Source organism: Pseudomonadota bacterium (assembly GCA_022572885.1).
Lineage (GTDB): Bacteria > Pseudomonadota > Gammaproteobacteria > Steroidobacterales > MnTg04 > MnTg04.
In genome coordinates this window covers 15685-33216 of the sequence record JACZVC010000004.1, presented here as the reverse complement: position 1 = coordinate 33216, position 17532 = coordinate 15685, and the positions used below count along the sequence as shown (strand labels likewise).

Here is a 17532-nt window from a genome sequence, read left to right as displayed (position 1 = left end):
CAAATCTGACAAAACGATGTTTTCCAGCGCGGCAGCCAGGGGTTATCCTGTACGCACCCGCCAGGCATAACCGGGGAAAAGGCCATGACAAAATTTTCTACGCCCGAAAACAACAAGAAAGCGATGTTCCCGGTTTTCCCGGTGCCTATCTATATCAATCGCCTGACCGACGACAGGGAATTCAACCGGGAACTGGTACAGAAGGTCGAAACGCTGAGGAATTCGGATCCGGAAGGTGTGGAAATCTGCAAAAAGGAGTACCGGACCGGCTATACCTCTTTTTTTAGCCGCAACCAGATTCAAAAGGACGCGGAATTCGCCGAGATTGGCGGGCAAATACTGCGCCACGGCCGCTGCTTTGCGCGGAGCATCGGCTTTTCGACCGAGGATCCGCCGCTGAACCTTATAACCATGTTCGGGACTATCACCGTCAAGGGCTGCTACCACGAAGTGCATCGTCACCGGAACAGCCTGATCAGCGGCACCTATTACGTTTCAGCAAACAAGACCTCTGCCCGAATCTCTTTTCTCGACCCAAAAGCCGGTTTTCGCATGCACGAGCCAGGTGGCCAAACCGGGCAGACCATATTCAGCAACCTGGAGTTCTCAGTGCAACCGCAAACCGGGCTGATCGTCATGTTTCCGTCTTACCTCGAGCACTGGGTGGAAATGCAACAAAACGACATCCCCAGGGTCGGCATTACTTTTAACCTGGACCTGGTCAGCGACGAAGACTGCTGATCGCTGCTACCGCGAGGAACAAGGACCGATACCACGAGCCATGAGCGCCGAATCAGTACAGGAAGCCTTTGCGGCGGCGGAAAAAGACCTGCGCGAAGGCCGGCAGCGACAGGCGGAGCAGCGCTTGCAGGAACTCGCTGCGACGCAGCCGCCGTTTGCCCCGGCTTGCTTCAGGCTCGCAATGCTCGCGTTCCGCCGCGGCGATACCGACTCCAGCTTGAGCCTGCTGGATGACGCAACGGAGGCAGAGCCTAATGTAGCCGCCTATCGGTATCGGCTGGCCTTCGTTCAGCGGCATCTGGGCATGAACGAGAAGGCTGCTGACAATTTTGCCCATACTGCCCGCCTGGATCCGGAGAATGTTTCCGCCATGATCAAGGCCGGCATGCTGTATACCGCCAAGGGACGGACAGAAGCCGGCGCAGAACTGCTGCAGCGCGCGGTATTGACCGAGCCGGCGCTGGATCAGGCAGCCACCAATACGAAAATGACCCCGGCGGCCCGGCAGGAAATCGGTTCTGCGCTGCGGGCGCTGAACAAGCATTACAAGCGGATGAACCAGCAGATTCTCGACGAACTTGCAGGCAAATACCCGGCGAAGGAGCGCGACAGGTTCGAACGGGCCATGCGGATCTTGTATCGCGAGGAGCAGCCCGAATACAACCACCCGATGCAGCGGCCAGAGTTCATCCTGATTCCGGGCATGCAGGCGACGCCTTGGTTCGAAAGCGAGGAATTCGACTGGGTGTCGCGGGTGGAAGCCGCCTACGATGATATTCGTGGCGAACTGGACGCCTTGCTCGAAGAACAGGCAGAGTTTTCCCCTTATATAGTGGCCAACGAGGAAGGCGCGGACCACAGCAAGACCCGGGCGGGCACTGACTTTTCCTCGCTGGTCGGCTCGCCCGTGTGGACATCCTTCCATATGACCAAGGCCGGCGTGATTTCCGAGAATTACACGCGCTGCCCAAAAACGATGGCAGTCATGGAATCGCTGCCTTACCCCGAAGCCGAAAACTACATGCCCGAAATCTTCTTTTCACGGTTGCAGCCTGGCGGCCACATCATTCCCCATTACGGCCAAATGAATTTTAGACTGACCATCCACCTCGGGCTGATCATTCCGGACGGCTGTGGAATCCGCGTTGGCGAAGAAACCCGGCACTGGGAAACCGGTAAAATTCTGGCCTTCGATGACAGCTTCGAGCATGAAGCCTGGAACCGCGGCGACTGCGAACGTATCGTGCTGATATTCGAAGCATGGCATCCGGATATTCGGCAAGCCGAGATTGACGGCCTGCAGATGTTTTTCCGCAAGCGGGCCGAGTGGCTGCGGCGCTGCCAGCCTGGCAGCGAATCAGCCTCTAAGGAGAATGAAAATGGAACAGACTGATCCGAGCGGAAACCCCCTGGTGGACTTCCTGTCGGACAAACTTCTGCCTTTGTTTTCGGTACTGGGTCCGTACCGCTTGGTCCAAGCCGCGGTCATCGTCCTGCTGTCATGGATACTGTCGCGCATCGTTGATCGTGTCCTGTCACGGGTCATCGGGCGCTGGACATCGCGGACGAAGAATACCTTTGACGACAGCCTGATCGAGATCCTGCATCGGCCGCTGCGGCTGGCGGTTATTCTCACCGGTCTGGGCGTCGCCACCTTGTGGCTCAAAATGCCTGCCACCCCGACATTCGCGACGCTGGCCCTACTCAAGACCATCGCTATTATCGTCTGGCTGCAATTCTTCATGCAATTCGCCCGCATGCTGATCGGGTACCTGGGCAATAAGCAGCATGCGTTCAACATCGTTCAGCCACGTACCCAGCCTCTACTGATCAACCTGGCCGTCATCGCCTTGGTCGCAATCGGGATTTACATGGTTATGCTGGCATGGAATATCAATGTCACGGCCTGGCTGGCGTCCGCCGGAATCATCGGGCTGGCCCTGAGCTTTGCCGCCAAGGACACGTTGGCCAACTTTTTCGCCGGCATGTCCATACTCGTGGATGCGCCTTACAAGATCGGCGACTTCATTGTCTTGGATTCAGGCGAGCGTGGCGAAGTAACGCACATCGGCATGCGCAGCACACGGCTGTTGACCAGGGACGACGTCGAAATCACCATCCCCAACGGGGTCATGGGCAACAGCAAGATTTTCAATGAAAGCGGCGGCCCTCATGAGAAATATCGCATCCGGGTCGCGGTCAGTGCAGCCTACGGCTGCGATATCGACCTGGTGAGAAAAGTGCTGATGGACATCGCGCACGACTGCTCCGATCTTTGTCGAAAACCGGAAGCTCGGGTCCGCTTCCGCCGATTCGGCCCATCGGGCCTTGAATTCGAGCTATTGGGGTGGGTCGAGCAGCCGGTGCTTCGCGGTCGTATCCTGGACCAGTTGCACCAGCAAATCTACAAGGAATTCAATAAACACCAGATCGAGATTCCGTTTGCCAAGCAGGATCTCTATATAAAAGAATTCCCGGACAGAAAGTCGGACTAACCCGCTGCTCACCGGGAATCGCTGTTTCCAGGCGCAGGCCCGGGCGGCTCCCGTCTTGCTGACGTGAGGGCTAAACAGGCTGTTTTTCAAGCCTTTCCCCATGCCGACCGACTGCTAAAAATGTGACAAGCATCGCATCACTGCGACCGCGGCTAATACAATATTTGTCATAATCAATCAGCCAGGGACGGGCGGTGAAGCCGTTGCGCCGGCACACGCCGGCAGACCTGACCAAGGACAGGCCCAGTATGGATGGGATGGAACGAGCAAAGACTGTAGAAGACGTTCGCCGCGCGGCGAGAAAAGCATTGTCGCGCCTGTCTCGTACCTTTGGTGAATGGGAAACGCTGATCTCCGCGCTCAAGGCCGATCTCAGCGATCAGCAATCACTGACCCGAGAACTGCGTAAGCAAGTAAAACACCTGCCGACCGACGAGCAAATCGATTTCCTCAACGGGAAAATTGATGGCCTGAAAAACAATGCAAAAAAATACAAAAACGATCGCAAGCTCGCCGAGGAAAATCGCGACGACTGGAAAGCCGAATCGTCACGATTGCAGAAAGACCTGAAAAAGAAGGTAAAAGAAATATCCCGGCTGGAGACAACATCTAGGAACGCGGTTGATTCTTCCGGTATGGAATTGACTGCAGTAGCTGATGCGGTCAAGGCCGAACTCGAAACCGAGAAAACATTTTCCCGGGAACAAGCCGAGCAGATAAGCCGTCTACGCAAGGACCTGATTGAACGGCGGACGGACAGACAGGCGCTGGAGCGAAAACTGGACGAGTTGCAGTCTTCGTTGGACAAACAGCTAAGAGACCACGGCGCTTTCGATACCCATGAGAAAAAGGTCCAGGAACTGCACAGCGAACTCGAGCAGGCCCGTGTACAGCTGGACAAGCAGGCAAGAGACAACAAAGCGTTCGGGGTCAACGAGAAAAAGGTACAGGAGCTCCGCGGTGAACTCGTACAGGCGCGCGAGCAACTCGACAAGCAGAAAAACAACCACAGCGAGTTCGAGGTAAATGAAAAGAAAACACAGAAGCTTCGCGACGAACTTAAGCTCGCCCGCAAGCAACTTGACATGCTTTCCAATATGGAGGGCACGATTCAGACAGCCGACCAAACGGCGATCGAACTTCGGAAAAAAATCGAATCGCTCGAGTTTAATAATAGAGCGCTGAAGAAAGGTACAGACCTCTTTCTCAAAGAGAAAGCGGAGGCCCGGACCAAGATCAGCGGGCTAAAACAAACCGTTGAGGAAATAAAGGTCAAAGTCCGAATGGCGGAAGCTCGTTTGGCACAAGCCCGAGCCGGTGAAGAATCAGCGGGTGAGGACACGCTGAGCATGAGCGCGATTCAGTCTCGCGACATTCGCTTCCAGATCCAGAATGAAGAACTGCGGGTAAAACTCGGCAATCAACGCCAAGACCTGGACAAGTTACAGAATGCAGTGAAAGACGCCACGCGACGGTACCAGGACCTGGAAACCAGTAACAAGGCGCAACAAAAATTGGTCGAAGAGTTGCAAGGCGACATAGACAAACATAACTTGGAGCGCGGCCAGCACAGAAAGAGTGATGTCCAGATTTCACAGTACAAAGCCAAGCTTGAAGAGAAGCAGAAATTGATTGAAAGCCTGCATTCGGAAATTCTCAATCAGAAAACAGACGGTATAGACAAATCAGGACACTTGGATTCCAGCGACGAGACGCAGACATTCAAGCTGAATGCAGATCAGTTGGCGGCGGCAGACCAGGTCGCCGGCAAGGAGCAGCAACTTCAAATCGCAGAGCTCAAAGGGCAGCTGGCGAAAAAAGAACTTTCTATGAAGGTAGTACAGAAATCGTTGGTTGACTTGCGCAATCGCTTTCACAAACTGGCCAGTCAAGACCGGGACGACAATACAATCGCCATGCCGAGGTCCAATACGTTCAGAACCGATGAATCTTCAGCGGCGCAAGCCAGCGCAAGCGGTCAGCCCGATACAGGCAGCGAGAGCGGCGGTGAGATCGCGGCCACTGTTCAGATCAGGCGCCCCGAATTCGACTGAATCGCCAGCATCCAGCTCAGCGCCAGGGCAAACAAAGCCAACATCACCAATATCCTTTGCGCCGCTGCACTCAGCAGGATTCGCTTTCCCGCCGCACCGTAGGCGACTCCTATCAGCAGACCGCAGACAAAGCCTGTCAGGTGAGCCAACACGTCGGTTCGCTCGCCGCCTGCGCCGGTATAGGCAAGCAGTGCGATACCGGCAAGTATTGGCGACCAGCGTCTGAGCAGTTTTTCACCGGGTCTGCGCCATCGCCTCCAGGTGAACGCGGATAACAGCCCCAGCGCCGCAAATATAGCGGTAGACGCGCCGATGGAGCGGTGACCCGGCCCTTGCAACCAGACATTCAGGTAATTTCCGAGCGAACCACCAAGCAAAATACCGGCCCACGCCAGCCCGTTACCAAAAAGCTGTGCCGCAAAATAGCCAAACGCGGCGCCAAACACCAGGTTCGCAGTCAGGTGGGCCAGATCCAGGTGCAGGGTCAGGGCCGTTACGCTCCGCCACCACTGGCCGGACAACACGGCGGTGGAATCAATCCGTCCACTGGCCAGCCAGTCGACACCGAAACTCTGGTGGCTCTGCCAATAGGCGAACATCAAAAGCAGCGAGACATAAGCAACAACACCGGCGATGCCGCTGGACTGCTTTGGCGCCGGGGGCGGTGTCGGGACTGGCTTGCTTTCCTCATCGAGGTAGGCAAGAAGTTCCGCGTTCGCCCGGCTGAGATCCGCACTTGGCACCAACAGCAAACGGTGAGACTCACCGGATACTTTGCAGTGTATATTCTGCGCCTGCAGGACCAGCGCCAGTTCCCGGCAGCCAGCCGCCGACCGGCATTCGAACACTACGACCCAGTCGCTGTCATCGGGTAATGGCCGGTGTTCCTGTTGCCAGCTCATGGCCTGCTCTCAACTGCCGACCCAAAAAGCCAGGCGGGCAGTCAGCAAAGCCAGGTAATTTCCGATCGCATAACCAATCAGGGCCATCAGTATCGCGACCGGCACAAGGCTCTGCCTGTGATATGCGGCAACGACTGGCGCCGAAGCGGCGCCCCCTATATTGGCGGCCGAGGCAATTGCCGCGCTGTGCACGTCGACCCGGAACAGCCAGGCGCCAGCCAGGCAAAACGCGCCGTGAATACTGATCCAGATAAAGGCGCCGAGGACAAACGCCGGCGCTTGCCCGAGTCCTTCCATCGATGCTCTCGCACCCATGCTGGCAACGAATATATAGATAATTGCCATCGCGACGTTGTGCGATCCGGCTATCTTCCTGGCGCCGGTAAAGGACAAGGCCAGTGCGAAAGTCGTGACCAGCAGCAAATTCCAGGTCGATGTAGACAGTACCGGTTGGAATTCGGGCAGCAGCGGCGCGATCCAGGCCGCGAGCCAGGTGACGCCAAAGGCGATAAATGCCAGGAACAGGTAGTCTCGCATTTCCGGTGTCGCGTCATTTTTGTGCAGTTCCATGGCCGCCTTTTCCATCTCGGCCACCCGATTTTCCGACACCTTGGTCCAGCGGTTGAAGCGTTCGGCGAATGCCTTGGACCCCAGCAAGATCGGTAACCAGACTACATAAACGAGATTGTCTGCGAGAACCGCCAGACCCAGTTGCTCGGGTGGTGTGTCCAACGCGCCGGCCACGGCCGCCATGTTACCGGTGCCGCCGATCCAGCTTCCAGCGAGTGCACCCCACCCCTTCCAGGCATCTTCCGCCAGCCAGCCGTGTACGACCATAAAAGAAACAACGCCGCCGACGACCACCCCGACGCTACCGAGCAACATAACCAGGACACCCTTGCCCATCACCCGTACCGCAGCTCCGATATCAACCGACAACAGCATCAGGGTAATAAAAACCGGCAGGCCAAAATCGCGCATACCCGTGTACACAACCGAATCGGCAGGCATGACGCCAAGGTTATTCAACAGCACCGGCGTGGCATATATAAAAAGCAGCGGCGGAAACAGGTTGAAGACTTTCCATCCGGTGCTTTTTTCCAGATAAAAGAAAAAAGCGGCCACGGAAACCAGCGCGAACAAGACGCCTATCGGTGATTGAATCATAGCTGTACCTGCTCCCGCTGATTTTTCTTCCTTTGATTTGGCGCCGGCAAACCGGTCTTCGATAAACAGTCAATGCATCGGCAAAGGCGAGCGATCATACCTTGGAAACTGCTGGCCCGCATACTTCACCAAGGCTAGCCCCCCGACTATGCTTTCCTCCAGCCTATGTCAAGAGTGGCCTGGATGTAACCATTGCTTGCCGATCTGGTCTTTACAAACGTAAATAATCCAATAAGCTGCTTGCATTATCGTTGAAAACCGGAATACCCCATGATCCCAAAGCAAATGACACTGCCAGCGATCCTGCTCCTCCTAACGGCGATGGGTCTGGCCGGATGCAGCGGCAGCAACGACTCGGAAACGCCGGATGACGCGGCAGGCAATTCATCGAACCAGGTTACAGTCGGCAAAATCCAGTGGTTCGAGGGTTCTCCCGAGGAAGCTTTTGCCGCGGCCGAAAAACAAGACAAGCCGATATTCCTCTACTGGGGTGCGGACTGGTGCCCGCCATGCAACCAGATCAAGGCCACTATCTTTAATCGTCAGGAGTTTGTTGCGAAATCTTCGTTGTTTGTTCCAGTCTATCTGGATGGCGATACCGTCAACGCCCAACGCATCGGCGAGGGATTCGGCGTCATGGGCTACCCAACGATGATTATATTTTCACCGCAAGGCGTGGAAGTGACTCGCATTCCCGGCGGCATCGATATCCAGCGTTATAACAGCGTACTGGACCTGGCCCTGAGCAATATTCAACCAGTGGCAAGACTCATCGACCGCGTTACCGGGCATGGGCCGGCGTTAAACGAAAAAGAATACCGTCTGCTGGCTTATTACAGCTGGGGGCAGGACAACGAGAGAGTACTGGCCGGCAAAAACAAACTCGAACTGTTCGAAACCTTGTCTTCAATCTGTCCGCAACCGCTGACCGAAATTTGCAGCCGAATCGACACTGAATACCTGTCCGCGATTGCCGAAGCTATTGCTGACGACGACCAACCATTCACGCCAAGTGAAAATCTGAAAAATGAAGCATTGAAAACACTCCGCACCCTGCTGGGGGAAAGGAAATTGGTCCTTGCCAATCTCGAATTCGTCCTTTTTTCATCCGGCGAGATGGCGCGGGCATTTACAGCCTCAGAAAGTCCCCGCCGCGCCTCGCTGCTCGGTCTGTGGGGCCAGGCCCTGAAAATCGTCGCGGCCGATCCAGGGATTTCAGTAATGGAAAGACTGTATACCAGTCGCGGCCGCATCCGGATGGCGCGGGCAGATGACCCCGACAAACCGCTGTCGCCCGAATTCCAACAGCAGATCGCCAATCATGTCGACTGGGCCGACGCGCAGGTGACCAACCCTTTTGAGCGCCAGGCGGTCATTAACGCGGCCTGGAATATCCTGTCCGAAGCGGGTATGGATGAAAAAGCAACTGAGTTGCTCACTCGTGAACTCCAAAAATCGCATTCGCCGTACTACTTTATGCTCGATCTGGCGGAACTCGCCGAGCGCGCAGGCCGGACAGACGAAGCGGTCGACTGGCTACGGCGGGCCTATGACGAGTCAAGCGGTTCCGCCACACGATTCCAGTGGGGATTTAATTACCTGGTCGGCCTGCTTGATCTGGTGCCGACCGATATCAGCCTGATAGAAGAAGAAACCATCCGTGTTCTTGATGAACTCGATGGGCACGGGAACGCTTTTTATCAGCGTACCAAGAAACGACTGGTCAAGCTCGATTCGAAATTCCGCGAGTGGAATGCAGATGGCGCGAACGACAACAGCATTCGGCTGATTCGCATGAAAATGCAAGCCATTTGCTCGTCGATTCCTGAAATCGATGAGTCGCGCGCCACCTGCGATTCCTTTCTGGACGAAGCCTGAGCCTCCGCTAGTCCGCGTCCTCTATCAGGGAATTACATCTGCACGCGGATCCAGTTTTTCGAAGCCAGGAATAGAAACTGAGTATTTGTGTATGCCTTCTGCGGCATTTTTTGGAACGTCGATCAGGATGAGGTCTGTGCTGCCGTCATTTGTTTTGTCGAGCCAGTTACTTGGGGCGGCATTTGGGGAATCCTCATGCTTAATTGTGACATCACCCATTATCTTCCGTGGCGGCACAATTTGAAGTATTAATTTACATTCCATTTGTACGACTACAGTTTCCGGGTGGACCTGTATTTTCGGGGCCATTGTATTAATGGTCGCAAACGCGTGCAGACATTGTTTTTCTGTTGGGGGCGGATATTGAAACCCCGGTCTCGACCCGTCGTTCTTACCGCACCCACTCAGCACCAGCAAAAGCGCGGCGATCAAAATGGCTATTCTGTTCATTATGTGCCTCCTTGAGCGGTACTTGTGTTTACCCGGGTAAGCCCGGCTGTGCGCCGCTCGTTTCTTACGACTAATTTTTCTCCGAACTTTTGAGCAGAGCCGTAAACCGTGGTTCAATTCGCAACGACTCCAAATAGGGCTCGGCAGCAATTATTTTGACTGAGTAGCCCATTGCCACCGCTGTTTCCAGGTCTGCCAGCGCTGCGGATACTCGATTCTGCCTGAGATTGATCAGCGCTCTTGCGAACACAAGGTAAGGATTGGACGGCATTATTGCCACAGCGGCAGCTGTCAGTTCATTCGCTTCATTCGGCTTGCCCAGCATTGTCTTTATCCAGGCAGCATCCATAAGTACCGACGGATCATTGGGATTGACGCTCAATCGCTGATCGACCAATTCCTCGGCTTTGCCAAAAGCGCTGGTTGCATTGCGCTGGCCCTCCGCGAAATACCAGGCGTCACCCAGATTTGCCCAGACCAGGTGATTATCCGGCGCCAAACGAACCGCCTCCTGGTGAGCGGAAACTGCCTCCTCATACCGATGCAGATAGTAATACTGCAGCCCCAGGTTGGAATAGGTTGTGCGATGCGGCCCGATCTCCAGCGCCTGGGTAAACGCTGCGATGGCCTGAGGAAAATCGCCGGACAGCATCAGGGCTGTACCCAGGTTGGTGTAGCCAGTCGAGTTTTTCGAGTCCAAAGACACGATTTTCCGATATTGTCTCGCCGCATCGGTGTACCTGCCGTTGTGGTAGAGGAAGCCGCCATGAGCGTTGTAACTGGACCAGTTCCCCGGCTGCAGGGCCACAGCCTTTAGAAAATACGCTTCCGCTTCGTCGAGCCGCTGTATCCGGGAGTAAACCCTGCCCAGCCCGATAAGCGCAGGAACATCTTTTTCGTTTATAGACAGCGCCCTGCGATAGCTGGATTCCGCCTCCGCGTCCTTTCCGGTCTGGTGGTAAAGATCCCCCAATGCCTCGTACACCACATACAGATTCGGGTTAATGGCCAGCGCGTTTGCACAGGCTGTTTCGGCTTTGGCGATAAAAGCCGACTCATCGATCGCCAGGTAACCGGCTGTATAGGTTTTGCAAAGACCCGCGTAGGCCGCCGCATATTCCGGGTCTTCCACCAGCGCCTGTGCAAACCAATCCAGGGCTTCGGCGATGCTCTGCCTGCTTTTCGGCTGGTAAAAAGCTCGCATGCCTCGCCTGTAAAGTGCGTAGGCGTCAAGATTATCGTCGTAAGACAAGGATGCGGACAGCTCCAGCGTTTGCGACGGCAAGGCTACCCGCAGGTTGGCTACCGTCAGTCGCGTGATTTCATCCTGAACTTCAAACCATTCGTTCAGCCTGCGATCGAAGCGCCTCGAAAACAGGTGAAACCCGGTTTCCGAATTGATCAACTGAACGACAACCCGCAGCCGATCCTCGACTACGCGGACGCTGCCTTCCAGGAAATGCGCGACCTTTAGCCGTGAGCGCACCTCCTGCGATGTGGAGTTGGCCGCCAGCGACCATGCATCACCGCGTGACGAAACCCTGAGGCCCGGGATGCGGGCAAGACGGTCAAGCACATCCTCGGCCAGCCCTTCGCTGAATACGCGCCCGTCATCACTACCGTCGATATTCAGAAACGGCAGGACCGCAATCGTATGAGGCTCAACCGGTATCTCGGCGACCGGGGCCAGTCTGAATTCAGCTTGCGATTGTACGAATGGCAGAGGCTTGACAAACAACTGGTAAGCGGAGAGCAATGCGCCGGCAATGACTACAGAAACCAGCAAAATGATGTAACTTTGATTGAAAGACTTCTTATCGGGGTACTGCCCGGCCCCCTTATCGATGGTCCAGCGACCTTCAGCAAACTCCAGGAACCAAGTCAGCAGGAGCGCGATGGGAAGCCCGCCAACCACCATGTAGATCATAAAGGTCGCCGACCACGTCGGCAGCCACGGTATCCTGTCAACGACCACATCGGCAACCTGCAGCAACAACCAGCCGATGACAAGATAGGTGAGCCCCGCCCTGACTACACCCCTGCGCAACAAAGAATTGAACAAGGGAAAATTGCGACCGGCGCCGGGAATCTCGAGAAACTCCGCACCGGCGGCATCATTCGGCAATGCGTTCGCCACCCGGACATCGGCAACCAGCCGGTAACCACGGGTCGGGACCGTCTGAATATATTTCGGATCGTCCGGATGGTCATCCAGCGCATGCCGCAATTCGCTAATCGCATGACCCAGCGCTTCATCGCTGCCGCGGCCGTCGCCCCAGACTTTGTCGAGCAATTCCTGGCGCGTATACAGTTCGCCCGACCGGCTGGCAAGATTCAGTAACACTTCAGATGCCTTTGATGGCAAATGTCGGGGAGGGCCCTGGCCTGTCACTCGCCCTTTCAGTGGTTCGACCAGCAAATCACCCAGATAAAATCCGTGCAATAATGAGTTCCGCACGTTTTTGATCCTGCACGCTCAGATATTTAAGCATAGCAGTTAACCCAGCGACTTGCGGGCGACAGCAGTGGATGCAGTACGGCGTACAACCACCGGATGCCTGAGGACCCTTGTTGGAAAAGGAAAATTGGGTCGCATTTAAAGGGGAATTCGGTATGCTCAGACCCGGAACACCCGATCGGCATGCTCAACAAAGGGATAATGTGCGGTGCAGCAAGAGCAGTCCCTAGTCCTGTTGATTACAGACAACCGGAGGGTCAAGGACCTGGTGGTCGGTGCGCTCGAGACACCGGCCGGTCGAGACTACCAAATTGAAATGAGCGGTACGCTGGACGAGGCGCTCGGCAGCCTGACAGACCATGACCCGGCGGTCGTACTACTCGATATCAATCTTCCTGACAGCCAGGGGCTGTCAACTTACATGATGCTCCAGTCCTGGTCGGCAAAGATCCCGGTGATTACGCTGGTCGGCAAGCAGGAAGAAGCGCTTGGCGAGAATACGGTCGCCAAGGGCGCCATCGAGTACATCAACTGGCAGACGGCGACCCAGGACCTGATTACCCGCAGTTTGCGTTATACGACGGAGAGAACACATACGCTCAAGCAACTGCAGGCATCGGAAACCAAGTATCGGGAATTGTTCGAATCCGTCGTCGCCGGTGTCTTCCAAACCAGCCCTGAAGGCCGCTTTATTTCAGCCAACCCGGCACTGGTCAGAATGCTGGGCTATGACTCCGAAGATGAATTGCTCGCACTGGATATTACCCGGGATGTATATATGTATCCCGAAGACCGGACCAACTGGCGCAAGGCAATTGACGAGGATGGGAAGATACGCAACGCGGAGTTGGTCCTGAGAAAAAAAGACGGCAGCAAGATTGTCGTACTCGAGAATTCGCGCGCAGAAACCGATGAACAAGGCCGGCTGACTTATTTCGAGGGAACACTGACAGATATTACGGAAACTCACGAGCAGTCGGCCCAACTTTCCTATGAAGCGAGTCACGACCCTTTGACCGGCGTGTTCAACAGGCGTGAATTCGAGCGCCGCCTGCAGAGCTTGCTGGATAACATTCACGTCCAGCCAGGGCCGCACGCAGTCTGCTATATGGATCTTGATCGTTTCAAGGAAATCAACGACAACTGCGGCCATGTTGCGGGCGATGAATTGCTGCGGCAGGTCGCCGAGCAACTGCAGTCTCGGGTCCGGCACGGCGATACGCTCAGTAGACTGGGTGGCGACGAGTTTGCGCTGATACTTCACGACTGCGGCGAAGAGGACGCGGTTCGCGTTGCCGAAGGCCTGAGGACTATGGTCGATGAACTCCGCTTTTCCTGGAGTGGTCAGATTCATACGATCGGCGCCAGCATCGGAATCGTGCCCATCTCGCCAGAGCGGAGGCGTCTCAGCGAAGTTATGGGCGCTGCCGACGCAGCCTGTTACCGCGCCAAGGATTCCGGAAGAAACCGTGTCCATCTTTTCGTCGAGGACGACTCCACTGCTCTGCAAAGAATGGGTGAACTCGGCTGGGTGGCCAGAGTCAAGCAAGCGCTGCAGGAAAACCGCTTTCATCTGGCAGCGCAGCCGATCAAGCCGCTGGCAGATAACGCCGATTTTTTCCATTATGAGTTGTTGGTCAGGATGCTGGATGAGGACGGCCGGGAAATCCCGCCAGGCGCTTTCTTCCCGGCAGTCGAACGCTACAACCTGTCCATTCGCATGGACCGCTGGATTATCATCAAGGCGCTGGCCTGGCTGACGGAAAACAGCCGGCTGATGAACGACAACAGCAAGTTCTTCATAAACCTGTCGGCTGATTCGATTGCCGACAAGGGTTTTGCCGACTCGTTATCCAGGCAAATCAGCGAAAGTGGCATCCCCGGCCGGAAATTGTGCTTTGAGATTTCCGAAAACATCGCTACGGAAAATCTTTCGGCAACCAACCGGTTCATAAGCAAACTGAAGGGCCAGGAATGTGAGTTTGCACTCGATAATTTTGGCAATGGAATTTCTTCCTTCGCCTATCTGAAAAATCTTGCCGTTGACTATGTCAAGATCGATGGCGTCTTTGTGCGCAGTATGGGGGACGACGAAATAGACTGGCAGATGGTTAAATCGATCAACGAAATCAGTCATGCCATGCAGAAGAAAACGATTGCCGAGCATGTGGAGTCCGAAAAAGTCATCAAAAGACTGCAAAAATTAAAACTGGACTTTGCGCAGGGATATGCAATCAGCCGGCCGTTGCCTATCGATCAGATTGTCCCGTCAAAATAACGACTGCCAGGGCCTGTTCATTCGGTCCGTAGCGCTTCCACCGGGACCATCGCAGCGGCGCGGCGTGCAGGCGCAACACCAGCTACCAACCCGATAAGGATCGCGGCAAACTCTGCCAGAAAAACGAAATACAGCGGTGTGTGGACCGGCATCGAGGGAATCAGCAGGTTGATCATCCACGCGCCACCCCAACCGAGCACCAACCCCGCAAACCCGCCCGCAGCCGCCAACAGAATGGCCTCGCCGAGGAACAGCGTGAGTATCTGTCCTTCACTGGCTCCCAACGCCCTGAGCAATCCCACTTCGTTGGTTCTCTCGCTTACCGATATCGTCATTATGCTGAATATTCCGACCCCACCGACCAGCAGGGAAATACCACCCAACGCGCCGACCGCGAAGGTCAGCACGCCCAGAACCGAGCCAAGCACGTCCATCATTTGCTGCTGCGTCGTAATGGTCACGTCTTCCCCACCGTGACGTGCAATCAACAGCCGCCTGATGCCGGAGACCAGCTCGTCTACCGGTGTATTTTCAGCGTACAGAATATCGATTTCCATCAACCCTTCGCGGCCGAAAAGGTCAAGGCCACGGGAAGCCGGCAGGAAAATCGTATCGTCCAGATCGAAACCCAGCATCGTGCCCTTTGGCTCCATGACACCGACAACCCGGTAGCGGTCACCACCGACCCGGATTCGCGCACCCACCGGGCTCTCTTTCGGGAACAACTCGTTGGCCAGCTTACTACCGAGTACCGCTACCGCACGCGGATTGCGGGGATCATCCGGCGGCAAAAAACTGCCGCTGGCGACGTTGAACCGGAACACTGTCGGAAAATCCGGTGAAACGCCGTAAACGGTTGTTCGACGCTGCAACCGGCCAAACTCAATTTCGGCATTGCCCTGAACCATGGCCACGACACTCTCGACATAAGGCAGGCGCCGCAACGCTTCGGCATCATCGATGGACAACGGACGAACACTGCCAAAAACGCCGATCGACGCACCCATGGTCGTCGCCTTGCCGGGATTGATGCCAATGATATTGGTGCCAAACTGCGTGAACTCGGACATCACAAAGCGATGAATGCCCTCGCCGATGGAAGTCAACAGGACCACCGCAAAAATCCCGATTGCGATTCCGAGCGTGGTCAGCGCCGAGCGCAGGCGATGCGCCGTCACTGCGCTACCTGCAAGCCGTGCCATATCCGCGGTTCTCATCTCAACCGCCCCGAAGCGCCTGCACCGGGTCCATTTTTGCAGCCCGGCGGGCTGGCAGCAAACCGAAAAACAGGCCGCTGAAAAGAGCCGTCACCATTGCCGCCACGACCGCCCACCATGGCGGCATGAAGGTTAGCGCGGGGTAGACGATACCCAGAAACCAGGCGCCGCCGTAGCCAATCACCAGCCCGAGTAAACCACCGGTAAACGACAACAAAAGGGCTTCGGTAAGAAACAGGCGCTGAACCTGACGCGACCGGGCACCGATGGCCTTTAGCAAACCCACTTCCGCCGTACGCTGGGTAACCGCGACCAGCATGACGTTCATCACCAGGATACCGGCAACCAACAAACTGACCGCCGCGATGCCGCCGAGCGTCATGGTTAGCGCGACAAAAATTTTATCGAAGGTCTTGAGTACAGCGTCCTGGGTAATGACGGTAATGTCCTCTTCGCCCTGGTGCCTGCGCGCTATCGTTGCAAGGATGAATTTTTTCGCTGCAGGCATTGCGTCCCGCGACCGTGCCTGAACCAGAATTCGGAACAAGGACGCACTGTTGAAAAGCATCTGCGCCGAGGCGACCGGCACGATAACCAGCTCCTCGACGTCGATCCCGATCGCCCGGCCCTCGGAAGACAAGACCCCGATGACCCTGAATCGGCGGTCACCCACGCGCAGCCATTTGCCAAGCGCGTTGGTATTTACAAACAGTTCTCGTTTGATGTTGGCGCCGATAACGGCAACGGACTGGGGGCGATCGATATCGCCGTCCGGCAGAAACCGGCCCTGCGCCATTTTCCAGTTGCGGACCTCGAGCAGTTCCGCTGTCGATCCCAGGACCGGCGCCTCTCTGTCCAGCCCCAGGTAACTGACGGCTGCCGAGCCCACAACCAGGGGCGCATATTTTTCGATGGCGTGGCTGCGACCCAGCGCGCGGGCGTCGTCCAAGGTCAGGTCTCTGGGTGTTTCGCCGACGAGCAGGGCAGCGCCTGCCCCGGTGGTTTCGGCGCGGCCCGGTATGACGATGAGCAAATGGGTTCCAAGCGAGGCAAACTCATCGCTGACATATCGTCTCGCACCCTCTCCCAGCCCGGTCAGTACGATGACCGCTGCCACGCCAATCGCCATCGCGAGTAGAATCATTCCAGCGCGGGCTCCCCTGCGCAGCAAGGCGCCTGACGCAAGCTGCAACAAGTCAGGTATTCTCATGGGCCCGCTGCGAGGTATCGGCAACGATCGCGCCATCTATCATTTCGATCTTCCGGCGTGCGCGATCGCCGACATTCGGGTCGTGGGTAACGACAAGCACAGTTAGCCCGCTGTTATTCATCTCTTCCATCAACTGAATGACCTCGGTACCCGAGACGCTGTCCAGGTTTCCCGTCGGTTCGTCGGCCAGCAGCATATCGGGCCTGGTGATGGTCGCCCTGGCTATCGCGACCCGTTGACGCTGGCCACCGGAAAGCTGGTCGGGCCGGTGGTCGGCACGGTCCTCCAGGCCAACCTTGTGCAATATTTCCTGTACCTTCGGTTTTCGTTTCGCGGGCGCCTCTTCCGCAATTATTAGCGGCAATTCTATGTTCTCCGCGGCGCTGAGACGGCCGATCAGGTGAAAAAACTGGAATACAAAACCGATTTTCCCGCCGCGTATTCGGGCCATTTGTTCGTCACCCATCTGCGTGGTTTCCTGGCCATCGAGCTGGTATTTCCCCGAGCTGGGCTGATCGAGCAATCCCAGGATATTGAGCAAAGTGGACTTGCCGGAACCGGACGGCCCCATGATCGACAAGTACTCCCCGCTCCTGATTGTCAGGTCGATATCGTGCAACGCCCTGACCTGTTGATCGCCAACCTGAAATATCCGGTTGATTTTCTCGAGGTGGATCATACT

At 56.0% G+C, this 17532-nt stretch carries 13 protein-coding genes; 6 read left to right on the top strand and 7 right to left on the bottom strand.

Annotated elements, in window-relative coordinates; all coding sequences use genetic code 11:
- The first annotated feature begins 84 nt into the window (after window positions 1-84).
- From IIA05_02440 to IIA05_02425, 4 genes are all read left to right on the top strand, one after another.
- Window positions 85-741, top strand: a complete 657-nt coding sequence (locus IIA05_02440) for a hypothetical protein (GenBank protein MCH9025958.1) — start codon at window positions 85-87, stop codon at window positions 739-741.
- A gap of 40 nt (window positions 742-781) precedes the next feature.
- Complete coding sequence (locus IIA05_02435) at window positions 782-2134, top strand: aspartyl/asparaginyl beta-hydroxylase domain-containing protein (GenBank protein ID MCH9025957.1); 1353 nt, start codon at window positions 782-784, stop codon at window positions 2132-2134.
- The gene (locus IIA05_02430; protein ID MCH9025956.1) at window positions 2121-3236 is read left to right on the top strand and encodes a mechanosensitive ion channel family protein; all 1116 of its coding nucleotides are present in this window, start codon (window positions 2121-2123) and stop codon (window positions 3234-3236) included. The genes IIA05_02435 and IIA05_02430 overlap by 14 nt, the downstream gene beginning before the upstream one ends.
- Window positions 3237-3430: 194 nt before the next feature.
- Window positions 3431-5290: a hypothetical protein gene (locus tag IIA05_02425; protein ID MCH9025955.1), complete on the top strand. Its 1860-nt coding sequence runs from the start codon at window positions 3431-3433 to the stop codon at window positions 5288-5290.
- On the opposite strand, the gene IIA05_02420 is transcribed toward IIA05_02425, so the two are convergent.
- Together IIA05_02420 and IIA05_02415 are read right to left on the bottom strand one after the other, a co-directional pair.
- Window positions 5263-6192, bottom strand: a complete 930-nt coding sequence (locus IIA05_02420) for a rhomboid family intramembrane serine protease (GenBank protein ID MCH9025954.1) — start codon at window positions 6190-6192, stop codon at window positions 5263-5265. The two genes, IIA05_02425 and IIA05_02420, sit on opposite strands and share 28 nt — an antisense overlap.
- A gap of 9 nt (window positions 6193-6201) precedes the next feature.
- On the bottom strand, window positions 6202-7359 hold the full coding sequence (locus IIA05_02415; GenBank protein MCH9025953.1) for a DUF819 family protein: 1158 nt from the start codon (window positions 7357-7359) through the stop codon (window positions 6202-6204).
- A 270-nt stretch (window positions 7360-7629) separates the two neighbouring features.
- On the opposite strand from IIA05_02415, the gene IIA05_02410 reads away from it, so the two are divergent.
- Window positions 7630-9237 (top strand): thioredoxin family protein, encoded by a 1608-nt coding sequence (locus IIA05_02410; GenBank protein ID MCH9025952.1) that lies wholly within the window; start codon window positions 7630-7632, stop codon window positions 9235-9237.
- Between the two features lie 24 nt (window positions 9238-9261).
- Here the strand turns inward: IIA05_02410 and IIA05_02405 are convergent, their stop codons facing one another.
- Both IIA05_02405 and IIA05_02400 read right to left on the bottom strand, forming a co-directional pair.
- A complete protein-coding gene (locus IIA05_02405; protein MCH9025951.1) occupies window positions 9262-9687 on the bottom strand; it encodes a hypothetical protein in 426 nt (141 codons plus the stop codon).
- Window positions 9688-9757: 70 nt separating this feature from the next.
- A complete protein-coding gene (locus IIA05_02400; protein ID MCH9025950.1) occupies window positions 9758-12145 on the bottom strand; it encodes a tetratricopeptide repeat protein in 2388 nt (795 codons plus the stop codon).
- Window positions 12146-12353: 208 nt separating this feature from the next.
- Between IIA05_02400 and IIA05_02395 the strand changes: the two genes are divergently transcribed.
- Entirely contained in the window at window positions 12354-14423 is a 2070-nt protein-coding gene (locus IIA05_02395) for an EAL domain-containing protein (GenBank protein ID MCH9025949.1), read from the top strand.
- A gap of 17 nt (window positions 14424-14440) precedes the next feature.
- Here the strand turns inward: IIA05_02395 and IIA05_02390 are convergent, their stop codons facing one another.
- The 3 genes from IIA05_02390 to IIA05_02380 are packed head-to-tail and all read right to left on the bottom strand — an operon-like array spanning window position 14441 to window position 17529.
- On the bottom strand, window positions 14441-15640 hold the full coding sequence (locus tag IIA05_02390; protein MCH9025948.1) for an ABC transporter permease: 1200 nt from the start codon (window positions 15638-15640) through the stop codon (window positions 14441-14443).
- Window position 15641: 1 nt separating this feature from the next.
- On the bottom strand, window positions 15642-16850 hold the full coding sequence (locus IIA05_02385) for an ABC transporter permease (GenBank protein ID MCH9025947.1): 1209 nt from the start codon (window positions 16848-16850) through the stop codon (window positions 15642-15644).
- Window positions 16837-17529: an ABC transporter ATP-binding protein gene (locus IIA05_02380; protein MCH9025946.1), complete on the bottom strand. Its 693-nt coding sequence runs from the start codon at window positions 17527-17529 to the stop codon at window positions 16837-16839. Before IIA05_02380 ends, IIA05_02385 begins: the two co-directional genes overlap by 14 nt.
- Window positions 17530-17532: the final 3 nt, after the last annotated feature.